This is a genomic window from Serratia rhizosphaerae (assembly GCF_009817885.1).
Taxonomy (GTDB): Bacteria; Pseudomonadota; Gammaproteobacteria; order Enterobacterales; family Enterobacteriaceae; genus Serratia_B; species Serratia_B rhizosphaerae.
In genome coordinates this window covers 1348390-1369270 of sequence record NZ_CP041764.1, presented here as the reverse complement: position 1 = coordinate 1369270, position 20881 = coordinate 1348390, and the positions used below count along the sequence as shown (strand labels likewise).

Genomic DNA, 20881 nt, shown 5'->3' with positions numbered 1-20881 from the left:
GGGCCGCTGCAAGACCCGCTTCTTCTCCAGATGGTCGTCGCTGAGCGGCCGTCTTTCCTCCATGTGAGGTCGCTATGTCTGAATACGCATTAAATATCGATATCGTCGATAACCGTTTTTTTACCGGTGAAGGCTCGGCGCTGTTTTCGTGTGCAGAGGCGAAAAAAGCGCGCGCGTTTCATCGTCAGCTGGCCGGCTATCAGCCAACGCCGCTGTATGAACTGGATGCGCTGGCCCATCTGCTGGGCGTCGGTAAGATTTTGCTTAAGGATGAATCTCAACGGTTTGGTCTTAACGCTTTCAAAATGCTCGGCGGCGCTTACGCCATTGCACGTTTGCTGTGTGAACAATATCAGCTGGACTTGTCGTCCTGTTCATTTGAGACGCTTAAAAAAGCGATTAAGCAGCCGATGACGTTCGCGACCACGACCGACGGCAACCACGGTCGCGGCGTCGCCTGGGCGGCGCAGCAACTTGGACAGAACGCGATCGTCTATATGCCGTACGGCTCGGCGCGTGAACGGGTGGAACATATTCGCGCTTTGGGTGCGGAATGCATCGTCACCGAAATGAACTACGACGATACGGTGCGTCTGACGATGAAAAACGCCCGCGCAAAAGGATGGATCGTCGTGCAGGACACCGCTTGGGATGGTTACACCCAGATCCCGACCTGGATTATGCAGGGGTACGCCACCCTGGCTGATGAAGCGGTGGAACAAATTGAACGCGCACAGTTGCCGGCACCTACTCATGTGTTGCTGCAGTGCGGCGTTGGAGCGATGGCCGCCGGCGTGTTGGGCTATCTGGTCGACTATTACGGCGCGAGTCAGCCGCATGCCATTCTGGTGGAGCCGGATCGTGCCGATTGTCTGTATCGCTCTGGAATTAAAGGCGAAATCGTCAACGTCGGCGGCAGCATGGCGACCATTATGGCCGGACTGGCCTGCGGCGAGCCTAACCCGCTAGGTTGGCCGCTGCTGCGTAACTGTACCCGCCAGTTTATCTCTTGCTGTGACGCGGTGGCGGCATTGGGGATGCGGGTGCTGGGTAACCCGCTGGATCCCGACCCGCGTGTGATTTCAGGTGAATCCGGGGCCGTGGGGCTTGGGGTATTGGCCGCGTTGCAGTTCCACCCTCAGCATGAACGGCTGCGCCAACGGTTGAAGCTGACGAGTGATTCGGTGGTGCTGGTGCTTAACACCGAGGGCGACACCGACATAGCGCATTACCGCGATGTGGTCTGGGGGGGCAAATACCCTGTGCTATAGCGACGAGCGCGCTGTTGAGAAATTTAACAATAGTTTCCTAAATTTAAGGAGTAAAGAACATGGCCAAGCAAGTGCCTTTTGAAAGAATTTTGGAAAAAGCCCGGGAATATAAGGGTGAAATGACCGCATTTTTGCGCGATATGATCGCGATCCCCAGTGAAAGCTGCGATGAGGCGCGTGTGGTGCAGCGCATCAAACAGGAAATGCTCAAAGTAGGCTTTGACAAGGTAGAGATCGACCCCATGGGGAATATTCTGGGTTATATCGGTCACGGTCCGCACCTGATTGGTATGGATGCGCATATTGATACGGTGGGCGTGGGCAACCTGAAGAATTGGACCTTTGATCCTTATCAGGGCATGGAGGATGATCAGCTCATTGGTGGACGCGGCGCGTCGGATCAGGAAGGGGGGATGGCGTCGATGGTGTATGCCGGCAAGATCATCAAGGATCTCGGCCTTGAGGATCAATACACTCTACTGGTGACCGGCACCGTGCAGGAGGAGGACTGCGACGGCCTGTGCTGGCAATATATTATTGAACAGTCCAACATTCGTCCGGAGTTTGTTGTCAGCACGGAGCCTACCGACTGCCAGATTTATCGCGGACATCGCGGGCGTATGGAGATTCGCGTTGATGTACAGGGTGTGAGCTGCCACGGCTCTGCGCCGGAGCGCGGCGACAATGCTATTTTCAAAATGGGGCCGATTCTGGGAGAGCTGCAACAGTTATCTTCTCGCCTTGGTTATGACGAATTCCTGGGAAAAGGTACGTTGACCGTCTCGGAAATTTTCTTTACCTCCCCCAGCCGTTGCGCCGTGGCGGATAGCTGCGCCGTATCGATTGACCGCCGCCTGACCTGGGGAGAAACCTGGGAAGGGGCACTGGAAGAAATCCGCGCGTTGCCTGCGGTAAAGGCGGCAAAAGCGGATGTCTCGATGTACAGCTATGACCGTCCGGCCTATACCGGCCTGGTTTATCCTACCGAATGCTATTTCCCTACCTGGAAGGTGGAGTCGGATCACATCACCGTCAAAACCCTGAGCCAGGCCTATGTCAACCTGTTCAACCAGCCGCCGGTGGTTGATAAGTGGACCTTCTCCACCAATGGCGTTTCCATCATGGGGCGTCATGGCATACCGGTCATCGGCTTTGGCCCCGGCAAAGAGCCGGAGGCGCATGCTCCGAATGAAAAGACCTGGAAAGAGCACCTGGTCACGTGTGCCGCTATGTATGCAGCTATCCCGTTGGTTTATCTGCAGCAATTGGGGCAATAGCTGAATAAATACTGGCCCACCGCCGGTTCACACGATCCGGCGGTTTTTTCAGGAGTGATGATGAGGCGATTAATCAAGGGCGGGATTCTGGTGGATGCAGAAGGCGAATATCACCAGGATCTGGCGATTGAGGACGGTAAAATCGTTCAGGTTGGGTCGCAGCTGGCCGAGTCAGTGGATACCGAAGTCATTGATGCTCAGGGACTGTACGTGATGCCCGGCGGCGTGGATGTACACACTCATTTTAATATCGATGTCGGCATGGCCCGCAGTTGCGATGACTTTTTTTTCGGCACGCGTGCTGCTGCGTGTGGGGGGACGACCACCATCGTTGATCATATGGGGTTCGGCCCGCCCGGCTGCTCGCTGCATCACCAACTGGAGGTTTATCACGACGATGCGCGCGGCAAAGCGGCGGTTGATTACAGTTTTCACGGGGTGATCCAGCATGTTGATGACGATATTCTGCAAGAAATGCACGGTATGGTGCATGAGGAAGGCATCAGCAGTTTCAAACTGTATCTGACTTATAAATACAAGCTCAGTGACGAGCAGGTGCTGCGAGCGCTGCGGCAACTGCGGCAGGTAGGGGCGCTGGCGACGGTGCATCCTGAGAACGATGCCGCGATCGCGTTGCGCCGTAGGGCGTTGTTGGCCGCCGGTAAGACGGCGCCGATTTATCATGCCCGCAGCAGGCCAATAGCCTGCGAAGCGGAAGCGATCGGTAGGATGATCAATCTGGCCCAGTTGGCGGATACAGCGCCGCTGTATATCGTGCATCTGTCCAATGGGTTAGGGCTAGAGTACGTTCGCCTGGCGAAACGCGCGGGGCAACCGGTATGGGTCGAAACCTGCCCGCAATATCTGCTGTTGGATGAACAGCGCTATCTTCAGGACGACGGACTGAAATATATCCTCAGTCCGCCGCTGCGCGCACGCACGGAGGCCGATAGGCTGTGGGTCGGCGTGGCGGACGGAACGATCGACACGCTGGCGACAGACCACTGCAATTTCCCTTATCAGCAGCGACAGGCGTTGAGCGGCGGTGATTTTTCCCGCTGCCCGAACGGCTTGCCCGGCGTGGAGAATCGCCTGCAGCTGTTGTTCTCTGAGGGGGTGATGCGTGGCCGTATTTCTACTTCACGTTTTGTCCAGCTCACCAGCGCCAATCCGGCCAGGCTGTTTGGGTTGTGGCCGCGCAAAGGCAGTCTGTTGCCCGGTGCGGACGCCGATCTGGTGCTGTTCGATCCGCAGCGGGTAACGACTATTCAACATCAGGACCTGCATGATAATGGCGATTATTCGCCGTATGAGGGAATAGCCTGCAACGGTGCGCCGGTGATGACGTTATTGCGCGGTCAGGTGGTGGCGAAAAATGGCGTGTTTACCGGTCAGGCGGGGCAAGGGCGTTTTATCGCGCGTCAGCCGTTTAATCACACGGATCAAGGAACGAAGCATGGCTAAGCAAAAAAGAATTGTTCTGGCACTGGGCGGTAACGCGCTTGGCGAGGGCTTGAAAGAGCAGATGGCGGCAGTGCGCACCACGGCCAAAGCGGTAGCTGAATTGATCGTTCAGGGACATGAGGTGGTCGTCACGCACGGTAATGGCCCCCAGGTTGGGATGATTAATCAGGCTTTTGAACTCGCCGCAAAAAGTGATGCGCATACGCCGATGCTGCCGATGTCGGTGTGCGTAGCATTGAGTCAGGGCTATATCGGCTACGATTTGCAAAATGCGCTGCGGGAGGCGCTGCGGGATCGCGGGATCGATAAGCCGGTCGCAACGTTAATTACGCAGGTGACGGTTGATGACGACGATCCGGCATTCGCTACCCCCACCAAGCCTATCGGTTCGTTTTTTACCGCCGAAGAGGCGGCGGCGCTGCAGAAGAAGGGCTTTAAGCTGGTTGAGGATGCCGGGCGCGGTTATCGCCGGGTCGTTGCTTCGCCGCGGCCTGTCGCTATCGTGGAGAAGGATACGGTGAAGGCGCTGTTAGACGCTGGGCAGGTGGTGATCACCGTTGGCGGCGGCGGTATTCCGGTGGTATCGCACGGTAACCACCTGCAGGGGGCCAGTGCGGTTATCGATAAAGACTGGGCCAGCGCGCGGCTGGCGGAGCAAATCGGTGCGGATATGTTGATCATTCTTACCGCCGTGGAGAAGGTGGCGATCAACTTTGGACGGCCCGATCAGCAGTGGCTTGATCGGTTAAGTGCGGCGGATGCGCGGCGATTGATTGCCCAGGAGCAGTTTGCCAAAGGATCGATGCTGCCGAAAGTGGAGGCCGCGTTGGCGTTCGCTGAGTCCAAAGAGGGCCGCACGTCGTTGATCACCCTGCTGGAAAAAGCCGGAGACGGCATTGAAGGTAAAACGGGCACGGTGATCGCTTTGTAAGCGTACGGGCGCCGGAGCGGCGCCCCTAGCGTTTTCGTCAGGCGGTGATGGGCTTGGCTGACGGTGATGTTGTGATCTGATTCATGGCCTGGCCATCCGCACCATTTTTTAGCTGTAAAATTTCCGCTAAAACGCTGACGGCGATTTCCGCCGGCGTTTCTGCGCCAATATCAAGGCCGATAGGCGCGCGCAGCCGCAGCCATTGCTCTTCTGGCACTCCTTGCTGCTGCCAGTGGCGCACAAAGGTCTGAACTTTGCGGCGGCTGGCCAGTAAACCCAAGTATTTCACCGGGTAGGGCAACAGAGCGTCCAGAACCTCCCGATCCTGACTGTTGGTGGCGATAATCACGTAGCAGTGTTCGTCGGGGTTCAGCTGCTTGATGGCTTCAGCGTAATGAGCGGCATGGAAGAGATCGACGCCCGTGGGAAAGCGTGGCGCCTCAAGATTTGGCGCGTATACGTCCACGACACTGATGGCAAACTCTAGTGGTGCTGCGGCGTAGGCGATAGCCTGATTCACGTGTCCGCCGCCCAGCAGCAGCAAACGCGGACGCAGGCCGTGTACGCTGATAAATACGCTCATGGCGCCGCCGCAGTCGGAACCGACAGCGTTATGCCCATCGCGCGTCATACGGCCGTTGAACATTCTGTCCTGCCGCTGCTCAATGGCCTGCAGTGCCTCTTCGATCACCCGTCGTTCCATCATGCCTCCGCCGATAGAGCCTATTACGGCGCCGTCATTCAGGATCAACATCTGTCCAGAGTGGCGCGGTGTTGAGCCTCTGCTCTCAATAATTTGTGCCATGGCGAAAGGATAGTTTTGTTGTTCTAAGCGCGTCGCTGTGGAAAAGATGCTCATGCCGCTTCCCTCATAAAGATTTATTAGTATGAGTCACAACAAATGCAATATTTGTGCCCTGAGTGGCGTTGCGGCAATTAATTAAAATAACTGTTTTTTTTAAGTGATCCGTAACCTTTATCAGCAAAGATTCTCAATGTGAGAAATTAAATCCTAATTTGATATGCCGGGAGCGCAGCCGCGAGAATAATGGTGTGCTTTATCGATGAAGGGTGTGATTTTTATTTTCCCGCCTCACGACATTCACGCAATGTGCGCCAATAGTTGGAACTACCTCACGAAAATAGCGCTCCATCCCCAGTGGGAAACTAGTTGGCCTGAAAGTTGCTCCGATATGAGTCAGCAAGAGTAAATGTCTGGGGTGCCACATTATTTATAGCAAAAGGCAACGATTAATAAACGGCATCTCTTAATCATTGGCGAACGCCAGGGTGGCCAGAATGACTGCGACGCCTCAGTAACGCTTTTAATTGAAACTATGGAAGCTATAACAAGGAGATAACTATGGGAGACATTATGCGCCCCATTCCTTTCGGCGAACTCCTGACGCGGATTTTCGATGAATACCGGCAGACTCGTTCGATCTTCGGCATTCCGGAGCGTCAATTTTATCGCAAAAAGGATAATAAAAGCATTGTCGTATTTGATGAACATTGTGAAACGCCGATTGGCCCTGCCGCAGGCCCGCATACGCAATTAGCGCAGAACATTATCACCGCCTGGCTGACCGGTGGCCGCTTTATTGAATTGAAAACCGTACAAATACTGGACCGGCTGGAGTTGGAAAAGCCCTGCATTGATGCCGAGGACGAGTGTTTCAATACTGAGTGGTCAACGGAGTTTACGCTGGCAAAAGCCTATGATGAATATCTCAAGGCGTGGTTCTGCCTGCATTTCCTGGAGGCGATATTTTCCCCGTGCGCGCCGGGCGAGGCCAAATCCTTTATCTTCAACATGAGCGTGGGGTATGACCTGAAGGGTATACAGCAGCCGCCCATGCAAAAATTCATTGATGATTTGATGAATTCATCCGCTCATCCCAAGTTTGCTGAATATCGTAAAACGTTGGGTGAATGGGCGACGAACGTGGAGTTTATGCGCGCTTTCCAACTGGAGGCGCGGCGAGAGAGCCTGCGGGCGATGGCCGAGGACATTCCTCCACGGCTGGTGCGTGGCCTGACGCTGTCAACTATGCATGGCTGTCCGCCGAATGAAATCGAAGCCATATGCCGCTATATGCTGGCAGAGAAAGGGTTGCACACCTTTGTCAAACTGAACCCGACCCTATTGGGCTATGAGCGGGTGCGGGAGATCCTCGACCGCTGCGGCTTTGACTATGTCACTCTCGATCCCGATTCGTTTGCGCACGATCTGCAGCTGGAGCAGGCCAAGGCGATGCTGCGGCGGTTAATGGAGCTGGCTGCCAGCAAAAGGCTGACGTTCGGCGTGAAGCTGACCAATACCCTTGGCGCCGTTAACCACAAGGGGCGTTTGCCTGGCGGTGAGATGTACATGTCCGGTCGGGCGCTGTTCCCGTTATCGATCAATGTCGCGCTGGTGTTGTCGCAGGAGTTCGCCGGTACTTTGCCGATCTCTTATTCTGGCGGTGCCAGCCAGTTCAATATTCGACAAATCTTTGAGACCGGGATTCGTCCGATCACGATGGCGACCGATTTGCTGAAACCGGGCGGCTATCTGCGCCAAACCCAATGCGTGCGTGAGCTGGAGCTGTCGGGTGCCTGGGAAATGCGTGGCATCGACGTCGGTAAACTGACGCTGCTCGCGCAGCAAGCGCTGGATATGCCATACAGTCAGAAAGAGTGGAAATCTTCCGACGAGATCGATGCGGGCGGCCCGTTGCCGCAGAACGACTGTTATGTGGCCCCCTGTGTCAGTGCCTGCGCAATTAAGCAGGATATTCCGGAATACATCCGTTTGCTTGGTGAGAAGCGTTACGCCGATGCGCTGGCGGTGATTTATCAGCGTAACGCTTTGCCGGCGATCACCGGACATATTTGCGATCACCAATGCCAGTACAACTGCACCCGGCTGGATTATGACAGCGCGTTGGATATCCGCGAACTGAAAAAAGTGGCGCTGGAAAAGGGCTGGGATGAGTATCGGCAGCGTTGGCATAAACCGGCGGGCAGCGGCGATAAACACCCGGTGGCGGTGATTGGCGCAGGGCCGGCCGGTTTATCCGCCGGTTATTTCCTGGCGCGGGCGGGGCATCCGGTAACGCTGTTTGAACGTGAGGAAAATGCGGGCGGCGTGGTGAAAAATATTATCCCGCAGTTCCGTATCCCGGCAGAGACGATTCAGCATGACATCGATTTCGTCGCCGCCCACGGCGTGAAGTTTGAGTATGGCTGCGATCCGGCCTTGAACGTGGATATGTTGCTGCAGCGCGGGTTTAAGTATGTTTGCGTCGGCATCGGCGCCGATAAGAACAACGGTATCCAGCTGGCGGGGGATAACCGCAATATCTATAAATCCTTCGATTTTTTGCGCCGCTTTAATCAGGGCGAAGCGCTGTCGCTGGGGCGTGACGTAGCGGTCATCGGCGCCGGTAATACCGCGATGGACTGCGCGCGCGCGGCATTGCGCGTGCCGGGCGTACGCAGCGTGACGGTAATTTATCGCCGCAGCATTAAAGAGATGCCGGCCTATCGCGAAGAGTATCAGGAAGCATTGGAGGATCATGTCCAGTTCCGTTTCCTGACCAATCCTGAACGGTTTGACGCCGACGGTACCCTGACGGCGCGCGTGATGGCGCTGGGCGAGCCGGATGCCAAAGGCCGGCGTCAGCCGGTGCCGACGGATGAACGGATTACCCTGCGCATCGACAGTCTGATTACCGCGATTGGCGAACAGCCGGACGGCGGCGTGCTGGCGACGATGGGCGTTCCCATTGGTGCCGAAGGCTGGCCGCAGGTCGATCGGGCTACGGGGGAAACGACGCGGGAAAATGTTTTCCTGATTGGCGATGTGCAGAGTGGGCCATCTTCGATTGTGGCGGCGATCGGCGATGCGCGGCGCGCCACGGACGCCATTTTACTGTGTGAAAGCAAGCAGAGCCACGGCGACAAACCGCGTTCGCAGGTGGCAAGCGCCGATGTATATGCGCGTAAGGGCATGATTCACGTAGAGCGGGTGGACAAGCGGAAGCGTGAAGAATTTGTGACGCAGGAGGCGCAGCGCTGTCTGGAGTGCAACTACGTGTGCAGCAAATGCGTCGATGTCTGCCCTAACCGCGCCAATATCGCCATTCCGGTGGCGGGGTTCCGCGACCGTAGCCAGATCCTGCACCTTGATGCCTATTGCAACGAATGCGGCAACTGCGCGCAGTTCTGTCCGTGGCAGGGCAAACCTTACAAAGACAAGATCACCATTTTCAGCCTGCCGCAGGATTTCGATAACAGTACCAACCCAGGGTTCTTGCTGCAGGGTAATAGGTTGCACGTGCGTCAGGGCGGGGAACTGTACCAGTTGACGCTGGATGCCGAAGGCGTTGTTGCCTCAGCGCCAAAGGCGTTGGATGACATGTGCCGGGTTATTAACCAGGTGATCGCCCATCATCACTATCTGCTGGGTGCGGTGGAGGAGTAACACATGCTGATTTTAAAGAACGCTACCGTGGTGCAGCTGGCGCCGGCGCTGCTGCTGGAGCAGCAGGACATCGTGATTGAAAAGGGTGAGATCTGCGCGGTAGGCAGCGGTCTGGCCGCTAACTATCCGCAGGCGAAGGTGCAGGACATGTGCGGCAGGCTGGTGATGCCGGGCATGGTGTGCGCCCATAACCATTTCTACTCAGGGCTGTCGCGCGGCATTATTGCCGATATCAAACCCAGCCCTGACTTTATTTCTACGCTGAAAAACCTCTGGTGGCGGTTGGATCGGGCGCTGGATGAGGAGTCGCTGTATTACAGCGGACTGATTTGTGCGCTGGAGTCTATCCGCAGCGGCTGTACGTCGGTTATCGATCATCATGCTTCGCCGCTGTATATCAAAGGTTCGCTGGAGACGCTGCGCAAGGCTTTTCTGCGCGTGGGGCTGCGCGGCATGACCTGCTTTGAGACCACCGATCGTAATGGTGGGATGCGGGAAATTCAGGCCGGTATAGAAGAAAATATTGCTTTTGCCCAGACGATCGATCGCGAGAAGTCGCAGGGAAGCTACCTGGTTGAGGCGCATATCGGGGCGCATGCCCCCTTTACCGTGCCGGATGCGGGGCTGGAGATGCTGGCTGAAGCCTGTCAGATCACCGGTCGCGGCCTGCATATTCACGCGGCGGAAGATGGTTATGACGTTTCCCACAGCCATCACCATTATGGATTGGATCTGATCGAAAGATTGGAGAAGTTTGCGCTTATCAATGACAAGACGCTGGTGGCGCACGGCCTGTACCTGAGCGAACGCGATGCCGATATTCTCAACAAGCATGACGCCTTCCTGGTACACAACGCGCGTTCCAATATGAATAACCACGTTGGCTACAACCATCAGCTGATGCGCTATCACAACGTGGCGTTGGGCACCGATGGGATCGGCAGCGATATGTTTGAAGAGCTGCGTTTCGCTTTCTTCAAGCATCGCGATGCGGGAGGGCCTTTGTGGCCGGACAGCTTCGCCCGCTTCCTCAGTGCTGGCAATACGCTTCTGTCGCGTAATTTCGGCGCGCGCTTCGGCGAGGTGGCGCCCGGCTTCAAAGCGGACCTCACCATCTGTGACTATGCTGCGCCGACGCCGCTGGTTGGCGGCAATGTTGCCGGCCATATCGCCTTTGGCCTTGGGGCGAGCAGCGTGCACAGCGTGATGGTCAACGGCGTAATGGTGTATGAGAACCGTCAGTTCAGCGTTGACGTCGCCCCGCTATACCGTGAGGCCAGCGACGTCGCCCGCCGCCTGTGGCAGAGGATGGATGCCTTACTGTAAATCTCGTCATTTTTTGCAGAGCAACGCCGAAAAGGGGAGCGGCATGAAGCCGCTCTCGAATCGTAGCCGCCAGACGCGTTCTGCGCTGAGCCGTACAAGGAGTTAATGTGAAAACTGCACAACTGTCTGAATCAGAGCCAAAACCGGTGATGCTGCCGGAGCAGGGCGATAACTCTCTGCCATCGGAAGTCCACCCCGTCGATCAAGTGCTGCCGCTTGGCAAAATGTTGATCTATGGTTTGCAACACGTGCTGGTGATGTATGCCGGCGCCATCGCCGTACCGCTGATCATCGGCAAAGCGGTAGGCTTTACTAACGAACAGATCATTTTGTTGATCAGCACCGATCTGGTTATCTGCGGCTGCGGCACGATTTTACAGTCCATTGGCATTGGCCGCTGGATTGGCAGCCGGTTGCCCATTGTACAGGGCTGCACGTTCGCCGCTCTGGTACCGATGACCCTGATTGGCCAACAATATGGCATTGGCGGGATCTCCGGCGCGGTGATCGTCGCCGGGATCTTTACTCTGCTGTGTGCGCCGCTGGTGTGTAAGCTGGTGCGTTTTTTCCCGAAAGTGGTGATGGGGAGCATCGTTACGTTGATCGGCCTGTCGATTTTACCGGTCGCCGGCGGCTGGATCGGCGGCGGCGATGTCCAGATGCCGGGCTTCGGTAGTTATGGTTCGTTGGCGATGGCGGCGTTTACCCTGATCGTCATTATGCTGATTTATATTTTTTGCCACGGTATGTGGAAAAATATCGCCGTACTGATCGGTATCATCGTTGGCACGGTGGTGTACGGCCTGGTGCTGAAGCTGGATCTGTCGCTGGTGGCGGCGACCGGCTGGCTGGCGTTGCCATACCCGATGCGCTTCGCGGTGCCGGAGTTTCATTTGGCGACGGCGGTGCTGATGTCGATGGTGATGATTGTGGTGATGGTGGAAACCATGTCGTCAATGATGGCGATGGGGGAAATTTGCGAACGTCCGGCGGACCGTGACACGCTCAAGCGCGGGCTGTTCGCCTGCGGCACGGCGACCGTTGTCGGCGGCTTTTTCAATATGTTTCCCTATGCCGCCTTTGCGCAAAACGTCGGACTGGTTGGTTTAACCGGGGTGCGCAGTCGTTTTATCGTCGGCGTTGCCGGGGGCATTTTGATCGTGATGGGGTTATTTCCCAAACTTGCCGCTCTGGTGGTTGCCGTGCCGAAGCCGGTATTGGGCGGAGCCGGCATCGTGATGTTTGGCATGGTGGTGGTATCCGGTATTCGCACCTTGGGGCAGGTCGACTATCGGAACAATAATAACCCGATGGTGGTGGCGCTGACGCTTGGCGTCGGCATGCTGCCGGTGCTGGTACCGCAAATTTTCCAGCAAATGCCTGCGGCAGCGGGGATGTTCCTGCACAGCGGCATTACCATCGGCACGGCCGTGGCGATCGTTGCGAACATTTTGTTAAATGGCGAGAAAGCGCAGAATACTCAGGTCAATATCCCAGGTTGTGAAGCCTGTAAGCTTGAGGAGAAGAAGGAGTAGCCTGAGGGCGAGAGATGCGGCGTGCTGACCAGGCCGCATCTCACGGTAGACTTATGACGCGGCCAGTGTGTCGTTACCGTCGGGCGTTTTGCGTCGGTTCGATGGCTGGGTGAAGTAGCGCTTATCTTCCCAGCGCAGCATCGTCAGATCGCCTCCCCAGCAGCAGCCGGTATCCAGCGCGATGACGCCGTCCGGCGTGCCTTTGCCTTCCAGCGACGCCCAGTGGCCAAAAATAATGGTGTATTGATCGTCCAGCAGTCGCGGCAGCTCAAACCAGGGCTTGAGCGGTGCTGGCGCGGTGCCGGGGGCGTCTTTGCTGATCATATCCAACTGGCCGTGCGGGAAGCAGTAACGCATCCGCGTCAGCGCGTTGGTGCTAAAGCGCAGACGGGCCAGGCCGCTCAGCTGCGGCGTCCAGTTATTCGGCATATCGCCGTACATGGCATCAAGGAATAGCGGATAGCTGTCGCTGCTGAGGACGGCCTCCACTTCGCGCGCGCACATTTTGGCGGTATCGAGATCCCACTGCGGCGTGATGCCGGCGTGAGCCATCACCAGTTTTTGCCGTTCATCAACCTGCAGCACCGGCTGACGGCGCAGCCAGTTGATCAGCTCATCCGCATCCGGCGCCTCCAGCAGGGGCGAAATGCGGTCTTTGGGCTTGTTGCGGCTGATGCCGGCATATACCGCCAGCAGATGCAGGTCATGATTACCCAGCACCATGCGTACCGCCGGCCCGAGCGAGCGTACGTAGCGCAGCACCTCCAGCGAGTCCGGGCCGCGGGCCACCAGATCGCCGGTTAACCACAGCGTGTCCTGCTGCGGATCGAAAGAAACCTGGGCTAATAGCGACTGCAGTTCATCGAAACAGCCATGAACGTCGCCGATAAGATATGTCGACATGTTAGTGAATCAGCGTTGGGATGGCTAAGCGAAAGACCGGAATCGCAGTGCGGAACGGCTGACCCAGGTGATCAACCATTTCGTAGTGGCCTTCCATGGTGCCCAGCGGCGTTTCAAGCACCGCGCCGCTGGTATATTGGAATTCACCGCCGGGCAGGATCAGCGGCTGTTCGCCGACGACGCCTTCGCCCTGAACTTCGGTTTGGCGGCCGTTGGCGTTGGTGATTAGCCAGTAACGGCCCAGCAGCTGTACATTGAAACGCCCCAGGTTGCGAATGGTAATGGTATAGGCAAAGACATAGCGTTCTTCCTCAGGCAGCGACTGGGATTCCACATACAGACTTTGCACCTGAATACATACGCGGGGTGAATCAATCATGACCACATACTCCTTATTGCTGTGGCGCTGGATTGGCCGATAGCCAGTTTGCCAGTTTACAGTACTGCGCCACAGAAATATTTTCTGCTCTCAATGCCGGATCGACACCCAGCTCGCTCAGCTGCTCCGGGGTGAACAAATCCCCCAGGCTGTTGCGGATGGTTTTGCGACGCTGGTTGAAGGCCTGCGTGGTAATGCGGCTCAGCATGCGCACATCGTCGACCGGGTGCGGCATCTCGCGGTGAGGCACCAGACGCACCACGGCGGAGTCGACCTTCGGCGGCGGCGCGAAGGCGGTCGGCGGGACTTCCAGCACCGGGATGACGTTGCAGTAGTATTGCGCCATCACCGATAAACGGCCGTACGCCTTGCTGTTCGGGCCGGCAACCAGGCGGTTGACCACCTCTTTTTGCAACATAAAATGCATGTCGCGGATAGCCTGAGTATAGCTGAAAAGGTGGAACATCAGCGGGGTGGAGATGTTGTACGGCAGGTTGCCGAACACCCGCAGCGGCTGGCCCGCCTGCTCGGCCATTTCGGCGAAATCCACCGTCATGGCGTCCTGCTGACGAATGGTCAGTTTGTCTTTCAGCTGCGGGTGGCTTTCCAGGCGTGCCGCCAGATCGCGGTCCAGCTCCACTACCGTCATGCGGTCCATACGCGCGCCGACCGGTTCGGTCAGGGCGCCAAGGCCGGGGCCGATTTCTACCACGGCTTCGCCCGGCTGGGGATGAATAGCCGAGACGATGCTATCGATGACAAACTGATCGGTTAAAAAGTTTTGTCCAAAGCGTTTGCGGGCAAAATGCCCTTGGTGGACTCTATTGTTCATTACAGTTATTTATCATTTTAATGGCGAGATTTAAGGCGGTTTTAAAACTGCCCACATCGGCGGTACCGGTGCCGGCCAGTTCCAGCGCGGTGCCGTGATCCACCGAGGTACGAATAAACGGCAGGCCGAGGGTGATATTCACCGCGCGGCCAAACCCTTGGTATTTTAGCACCGGCAGCCCCTGATCGTGATACATCGCCAGCACCGCATCGGCATGTTGCAGATATTTGGGCTGGAACAGCGTATCGGCCGGTAACGGCCCGATCAGGTTAATGCCGCGTTCGCGCAGCGTTTCAAGCGCCGGAATAATGACGTCCAGCTCTTCACGGCCCATATGGCCGCCTTCTCCCGCATGCGGGTTCAGCCCGCAGACGTAGATGTGCGGCTGCGCGATGCCGAATTTGGTTTTTAAATCATGGTCGAGAATGGTGATGACTTCGTGCAGGCTCTGCTCGCTGATGGCGCCCGGCACCGCCAGCAGCGGCAGGTGGGTGGTCGCCAGCGCGACGCGCAGCTCTTCGGTCGCCAGCATCATCACCACCCGATCGCAGCGGCTGCGATCGGCAAAAAATTCTGTGTGGCCGCTGAACGGCACGCCGGCGTCGTTGATGACGCCCTTGTGTACCGGCCCGGTAATCAGCGCGGCGAATTCACCGTTCAGGCAGCCGTCGCAGGCGCGCGCCAGGGTATCCACCACATAAGCGCTGTTGGCGACGTTGAGCTGGCCGCAGACCGTCGTCTCTGCCAGCGTAACCGGCAGCACCGTCAGCGTCGCGGCAGCCTGCGGCTGCGCCGGCGCGTCCGGCTGATAGTCGCGCAACGTCAGCGGCAGCCGTAGCTGCCGCGCGCGTTCAATCAACAGGGCCGGATCGGCGCAGACAACCAGTTCAACGGGCCACGCCTGTTGCGCCAGTGCTACGACCAAATCCGGCCCCACCCCGGCAGGTTCGCCGGGGGTTATCACGATACGTTTATTGTGCATTGCTGCCATCAAGAATTTTGACATAGGCGGCGGCGCGCTGTTCCTGCATCCAGGTCTGCGCTTCTTCAGCAAACTTGCGGTTGAACAGCATGCGGTAGGCGCGCTCTTTTTGCGCCGCGTCGGTTTTGTCCACCTTGCGGGTATCCACCAGCTGAATCAGGTGCCAGCCGAAGGAGGAGTGCACCGGCTTGCTGATTTCGCCTTTTTTCAGCTTCAGCAGCGCATCGCGGAACGCCGGATCGTAGATATCCGGTGATGCCCAGCCCAGATCGCCGCCCTGCAGGGCAGAACCCGGATCCTGCGACAGCTGCTTGGCTTCATCGGCGAACTTCGCCTTGCCGCTGCTAATCGCCGCAGCGACCTCCTGCAGTTTGGTGCGAGCCTGATCGTCGGTCATTACCACGGACGGCTTCAGCAGAATATGGCGTGCGTGCACTTCGGTCACGGAAATAGACTGGTTGGCGCCGCGGACATCATTCACTTTCAGGATGTGGAAACCCACGCCGGAGCGGATCGGGCCGACGATATCGCCTTTTTTGGCGGTGACCAGACGCTCTGCGAACAGCGTCGGGATCTCCTGCAGTTTACCCCAGCCCATATTGCCGCCTTTCAGCGCCTGCGAGTCGGCGGAGTAGGTGATCGCCAGTTTGCCGAAGTCGGCGCCGCTGTTGATTTCGCCCACCAGGCGTTTCGCCAGCGTTTCCGCTTCATCAACCTGCTGCTGCGACGGGTTCTCCGGCAGCGGGATCAGGATGTGGCTGATGTTCATTTCGGTATCGCTGCCGTTCTGCGCGCCGACCTGTTTGGCCAGAGAGTCCACTTCCTGCGGCAGAATGGTGACGCGGCGGCGGACTTCGTTGTTACGCACTTCGGTGATCAGCATCTCTTTGCGGATCTGTGAACGGTAGGTGTTGTAGTTCAGGCCTTCGTACGCCAGACGGCTGCGCAGCTGGTCCGGCGTCATGCGGTTTTGCGCCGCGATATTGGCAATAGCCTTGTCCAGATCGGCGTCACTGACGCTGATGCCCATTTTTTGCGCCATCTGCAGCTGGATGTTATCCATAATCAGACGTTCAACAATCTGATGACGCAGCGTTTTGTCATCCGGCAGCTGTTGCCCGGCCTGCTGGGCATTGAGCTTGACCGACTGCAGTAAACCATTGACATCGCTTTCGAGTACTACGCCGTTATCCACGACGGCGGCGACTTTATCAACTTCTTGGGGTGCAGCGAACGCGGTATTGGCGCAGACCACCAATCCGAGAATAAGCGTTCTCCAGTTATTCATACATTTCCCATTATGTAATCCGCAAATGCGGGTTAAAGTTCTCGTTTTTCAAAGCATTACAAAACATCAGAATGCGCGCTGGTAAGGCAGAATGCCTGAGCGCAGCATTTCGCCGGTGCCGAGGCTGTGGTCGCTGCTCAGACCGCGCAGTTCGATGTTGAATGAAACTTTGTTGTCATATTTGCTGGTTTGATTACCGCGATCCCAGTCGGTGATCTTACGCTCATAACCGATGTTAACCGCCCAGCAGCAGGTGTTATAACGCAGGCCAACCAGCTGATCGGCGGACTGCTGTGCACGGGTATCATAGTAATACGCGCCAACCACGGCCCAACGGTCGGCAATCGGCCAGCTGGCGGTGACGCCCACCTGCGAGATACCGTCCTGATAGCCAGGGCTGGTGACCTGCGGCAGAGTGGCCTGAATATATTCCGGGCTGGCGTAGCGGTAGTTCAGCTGCACCATGCGTTCACTGTCCTGACGGTACTCCAGCACCGCATCGCCCAGGGCTACGCTGTCGAGGCGGGTATCATACTGTACGCCGCCGCGCAGGCCCCAGCGATCGTCGATCTTCCAATAGGTGTCGCCGGCCCATACCAGGCTGCCGGTGTCATCATTCTTGTCGTAACCGGAATTGTTATCTCCGGTACGCGAACGGCTGAAGTAATAGATTTGACCCACGGAAACGTTGAAACGTTCAACCAGCGCGTCATCATAAATGCGCGAGGTCAAACCGGTCGCCAGACGGTTCTGCGAGGCAATGCGATCCAGGCCGCTGTAGCTGCGGTCGCGGAACAGGCCGGAGTAGTCGGTCTGCAGCAGCGTTGAGTCGTAGGAGTAGATATTGCTCTGGTCGCGGTACGGCACATACAGGTACTGCATGCGCGGCTCCAGCGTCTGGGTATAGCCTTGCGCCCAGTTCATATCGCGGTCGAACACCATCTTGCCGTCGACCTTGAACTGCGGCATCACGCGATTGACGGAGTCGTCCAGATCCGGCGCGTCGCGGCCGTTGCGGCTTTTATAGTTGGCCTTGAAGCCATCTGGAATATCCTGCTGGTAGTGGGTCGCCAGCAGTTTGACTTCGCTGTTCAGCGAGCCCCAGCCGTTGGTCATCGGCAGGCTCAGCGTCGGTTCCAGGTGCAGACGGGTGGCGTCTGGGCTGTATGGGTTGATATTGATAAACTTGGCCGCCTGCCCGTACACGCGCAGATCGAACGGCCCCAGATCGTTTTTGTAGTAGTTCAGATCGATCTGCGGCAACACCTTGTAGGACTCGGTGCTGGTGCGGTTGACGTCGTCATAGATCTGGAACTGCTTGGAAGCGATGGTGGCGTCGAAGTTTTCATCGGCGTAACCGGCGCTGAATTTCTGCGTGGCGTAGCCGTCGGTGGTCGAGCCGTACTGGGAGTCCAGATCGTTGAAATACTGCGAGTCGCTGACTTTGGTGTAGTCAACGTTGAAACGCCACACCTGATCCATGACGCCGCTGTGGTTCCAGTAGAACAGCCAGCGAGTATCGTCATCCTGTGGATGATCCTTGTTGTATTCGTTATCGCTCGGCAGCCAGTCAAACTCGATGGTGCCCATGCCCGGCTGGGTCAGATAGCGGAACTCGTTCTGCCACTGCAGGCCGCGCTTGGTCATATAGTGCGGCGTGATGGTGGCGTCGAAATTAGGCGCAATATTCCAGTAATACGGCAGCATAAATTCGAAGCCGTTGTTACTGCCGTATTTCGCATTCGGGATCAGGAAGCCGGAGCGGCGCTTGTCGCCCACCGGCAGCTGCAGATACGGGCTGTAGAACACCGGAACGCCGGCGATTTTAAAGCGCGCGTTCCAGATTTCCGCCACCTGTTCTTCGCGGTCGTGGATGACTTCGGAGCCGACTACGCTCCAGCTGTTGTCGCCCGGTAGACAGGAGGTGAAAGAGCCGTTTTCCAAAATGGTGTAGCGGTTCTGGCCGCGCATCTTCATTTTGTCTGCGTCGCCGCGACCCTGACGGCCGACCATCTGATAGTCACCCTGATAGACATCGGTATCTTTGGTATTCAGGTTTGACCAGGCCTTCGGCCCTTTCAGTTTGATCTGGTTATCGTCATAGTGCACGTCGCCGGTGGCGGTGACGGTGCGTACCGGGTCGTTCTTACCGGCGGCCTGCACTTGGTTCAGCTCTACCTGTTTGGCGGTCAGCGTGCTGTTGCCCTGTTCGATCTTGACGTTGCCGCTGAAGACGGCGTTGCCTTGATCGGCGCGGGAATCATCAGAGTTGATGGTGACCGGCAGAGAATTGGGATCGCCGCTGACGAGCGGTTTGTCATACGTCGGTACGCCGAGCATGCACTGCTCGGCGAGATCGGCCAGCGCGTGCTGACTGTAAAGTGCCGTCCAAATCATCGTGGCCAGCAGTGTTGGGAAACTTTTTTTCATACGCGGTTTTGGTGTTCCGTCATCAGAGGCGTCATGTCCGGCAAACGGTCAGAGACTATATCACTCATCTACGTTGCGCTACTGTTAAATCCTGCCGTTTCACTGCTCTGTTGTTAGGTGCTGCAGTAAATGACAGGTATGATAATCGAAATCTTGGGAAAAATCGCCTAACCCTTAGCTGATTACGGCGACGGGCAGCGTGCTGAAAGTAATATAATTGAGGAGTATATGCAGTATTGGGGAAAACTGCTCGGAGTCATTGTCGCCGTTTGGGCTGGCGCGGGCTTCTGGGGCGTAGTTTTGGGGCTGATTATCGGTCATATGATCGATACTGCGCGCAACAATAAGCGCAGCCGGGGATTTTTCGCCGGTCAGCAAACGCGGCAAACGCTGTTTTTCCGCACCACTTTTCAGGTCATGGGGCACCTTACCAAATCAAAAGGGCGCGTGACCGAAGCCGATATTCAGGTCGCCAGCCTGTTTATGGATCGCATGCAGCTGCATGGCGAATCGCGCACCGCGGCGCAGCAGGCGTTCCGCGAGGGCAAGGAGAGCCATTTCCCGCTGCGCGAGACGCTGCAGCAGTTCCGCAGCATCTGTTTCGGCCGTTTCGACCTGATTCGGATGTTTCTGGAAATTCAGATCCAGGCGGCCTTTGCCGACGGCTCATTGCACCCTAATGAACGCCAGGTGCTGTATGTGATCGCCGAAGAGCTGGGGATTTCGCGCGCGCAGTTTGACCAGTTCCTGCGCATGATGGAAGGCGGCCAGCAGTTTGGCGGCGGTTACCAGCAGCAGGGCGGTTATTCGCACGGCGGTTACCAGCAGGCGCAGCGCGGACCGACGCTGGAAGACGCTTGTAAGGTGCTGGGGGTCAACAGCAGCGACGATGCGGCGACCATCAAGCGCGCTTACCGTAAGCTGATGAGCGAGCACCATCCGGATAAGCTGGTGGCGAAGGGGCTGCCGCCGGAAATGATGGAAATGGCCAAGCAGAAGGCGCAGGAGATTCAGTCGGCGTACGATCTGATCAAGCGCGAGAAAGGTTTCAAGTAAGGCATGCCTGCAGGTTTCCCGGCAAGGGCGTCATTGGCCGTTGCCGTGGAAGCCGTACAGCGTCAGAAATCTGCTTCGGCGCGAAAGTGCATCGGTGTCTGAAATGCCGGGTGGGTGATGCGCAACTCCTGTGCGTGCAGTTGCAGACGCGGCGCCATGGCTTTGGCCGCCGGCGGCGCGTAAAAGCCGTCGCCGAGGATCGGATGGCCGAGCGCCAGCATATGCACCCGTAGCTGGTGTGAACGCCCGGTGATCGGCGTCAGCAGCACCCGGCTGCTGCCGTCGGCATCGCGCGAAAGCACCTGGTATTCCGTTTGCGCCGCCTTGCCGGTTTCAAAACACACCTTTTGCAGCGGGCGATTCGGCCAGTCGCAAATCAGCGGTAAATCCACCAATCCTTCATCCTGCGCCAGATGCCCCCATACGCGGGCAATGTAGGATTTTTTCGGCTCGCGTTCGCGGAACTGACGTTTCAGCTCGCGCTCCGCCGCTTTGTTCAACGCCACGACGATCACGCCGCTGGTGGCCATATCCAGCCGGTGCACCGATTCGGCCTCGGGAAAATCGGCCTGAATGCGCGTCATCAGGCTGTCTTTGTTTTCCGGCGCCCGCCCCGGCACCGACAGCAGGCCGCTGGGTTTGTTGACCACGATAATATGCGCATCCTGATACAGGATGTGCAGCGGGTCGGTAGGGGGATTGTAGGGTTCCATATTGGCTCCGCGGAGAAGGGCCGAAC

16 protein-coding genes are annotated in these 20881 nt (G+C 57.3%); 8 read left to right on the top strand and 8 right to left on the bottom strand.

The window, feature by feature from the left end:
• Positions 1-74: 74 nt before the first annotated feature.
• From dpaL to arcC, 4 genes are read left to right on the top strand one after another with little or no spacing between them, the layout of a single operon-like run.
• Complete coding sequence (gene dpaL / locus FO014_RS06465; protein ID WP_160028425.1) at positions 75-1271, top strand: diaminopropionate ammonia-lyase; 1197 nt, start codon at positions 75-77, stop codon at positions 1269-1271.
• 59 nt (positions 1272-1330) lie between these two features.
• Positions 1331-2548, top strand: coding sequence for a YgeY family selenium metabolism-linked hydrolase (locus FO014_RS06460; RefSeq protein WP_160028423.1), 1218 nt, complete (start codon positions 1331-1333; stop codon positions 2546-2548).
• 60 nt (positions 2549-2608) lie between these two features.
• A complete protein-coding gene (hydA, locus tag FO014_RS06455; RefSeq protein ID WP_160031370.1) occupies positions 2609-4012 on the top strand; it encodes a dihydropyrimidinase in 1404 nt (467 codons plus the stop codon).
• Entirely contained in the window at positions 4005-4943 is a 939-nt protein-coding gene (gene arcC, locus FO014_RS06450; protein WP_160028421.1) for a carbamate kinase, read from the top strand. The genes hydA and arcC overlap by 8 nt, the downstream gene beginning before the upstream one ends.
• 37 nt (positions 4944-4980) lie before the next feature.
• On the opposite strand, the gene FO014_RS06445 is transcribed toward arcC, so the two are convergent.
• The gene (locus FO014_RS06445) at positions 4981-5748 is read right to left on the bottom strand and encodes an XdhC family protein (protein WP_246168128.1); all 768 of its coding nucleotides are present in this window, start codon (positions 5746-5748) and stop codon (positions 4981-4983) included.
• Between the two features lie 558 nt (positions 5749-6306).
• Here FO014_RS06445 and ygfK point away from each other — a divergent pair.
• The 3 genes from ygfK (at position 6307) to FO014_RS06430 (ending at position 12272) form a co-directional block, all read left to right on the top strand.
• Positions 6307-9411, top strand: a complete 3105-nt coding sequence (ygfK, locus tag FO014_RS06440) for a putative selenate reductase subunit YgfK (protein WP_160028417.1) — start codon at positions 6307-6309, stop codon at positions 9409-9411.
• Positions 9412-9414: 3 nt separating this feature from the next.
• Complete coding sequence (gene ssnA / locus FO014_RS06435; protein WP_160028415.1) at positions 9415-10737, top strand: putative aminohydrolase SsnA; 1323 nt, start codon at positions 9415-9417, stop codon at positions 10735-10737.
• Positions 10738-10886: 149 nt separating this feature from the next.
• A complete protein-coding gene (locus tag FO014_RS06430) occupies positions 10887-12272 on the top strand; it encodes a nucleobase:cation symporter-2 family protein (protein WP_160031369.1) in 1386 nt (461 codons plus the stop codon).
• Positions 12273-12323: 51 nt separating this feature from the next.
• On the opposite strand, the gene apaH is transcribed toward FO014_RS06430, so the two are convergent.
• The 6 genes from apaH to lptD all read right to left on the bottom strand — a co-directional run bounded on the left by apaH (position 12324) and on the right by lptD (position 19086).
• Entirely contained in the window at positions 12324-13175 is an 852-nt protein-coding gene (gene apaH, locus FO014_RS06425; protein WP_160028413.1) for a bis(5'-nucleosyl)-tetraphosphatase (symmetrical) ApaH, read from the bottom strand.
• Between the two features lies 1 nt (position 13176).
• A complete protein-coding gene (apaG, locus tag FO014_RS06420) occupies positions 13177-13554 on the bottom strand; it encodes a Co2+/Mg2+ efflux protein ApaG (protein ID WP_105229736.1) in 378 nt (125 codons plus the stop codon).
• Positions 13555-13567: 13 nt separating this feature from the next.
• Entirely contained in the window at positions 13568-14386 is an 819-nt protein-coding gene (gene rsmA / locus FO014_RS06415) for a 16S rRNA (adenine(1518)-N(6)/adenine(1519)-N(6))-dimethyltransferase RsmA (RefSeq protein ID WP_105229737.1), read from the bottom strand.
• Positions 14376-15368 (bottom strand): 4-hydroxythreonine-4-phosphate dehydrogenase PdxA, encoded by a 993-nt coding sequence (gene pdxA / locus FO014_RS06410; protein ID WP_160028411.1) that lies wholly within the window; start codon positions 15366-15368, stop codon positions 14376-14378. The genes rsmA and pdxA overlap by 11 nt, the downstream gene beginning before the upstream one ends.
• On the bottom strand, positions 15358-16656 hold the full coding sequence (gene surA, locus FO014_RS06405; RefSeq protein WP_160028409.1) for a peptidylprolyl isomerase SurA: 1299 nt from the start codon (positions 16654-16656) through the stop codon (positions 15358-15360). The genes pdxA and surA overlap by 11 nt, the downstream gene beginning before the upstream one ends.
• Before the next feature lie 66 nt (positions 16657-16722).
• Complete coding sequence (lptD, locus tag FO014_RS06400; protein WP_160028407.1) at positions 16723-19086, bottom strand: LPS assembly protein LptD; 2364 nt, start codon at positions 19084-19086, stop codon at positions 16723-16725.
• Positions 19087-19314: 228 nt separating this feature from the next.
• On the opposite strand from lptD, the gene djlA reads away from it, so the two are divergent.
• The gene (gene djlA / locus FO014_RS06395; protein ID WP_111737736.1) at positions 19315-20142 is read left to right on the top strand and encodes a co-chaperone DjlA; all 828 of its coding nucleotides are present in this window, start codon (positions 19315-19317) and stop codon (positions 20140-20142) included.
• Between the two features lie 62 nt (positions 20143-20204).
• On the opposite strand, the gene rluA is transcribed toward djlA, so the two are convergent.
• Positions 20205-20855, bottom strand: coding sequence for a bifunctional tRNA pseudouridine(32) synthase/23S rRNA pseudouridine(746) synthase RluA (rluA, locus tag FO014_RS06390; protein WP_160028405.1), 651 nt, complete (start codon positions 20853-20855; stop codon positions 20205-20207).
• Between the last annotated feature and the right edge of the window lie 26 nt (positions 20856-20881).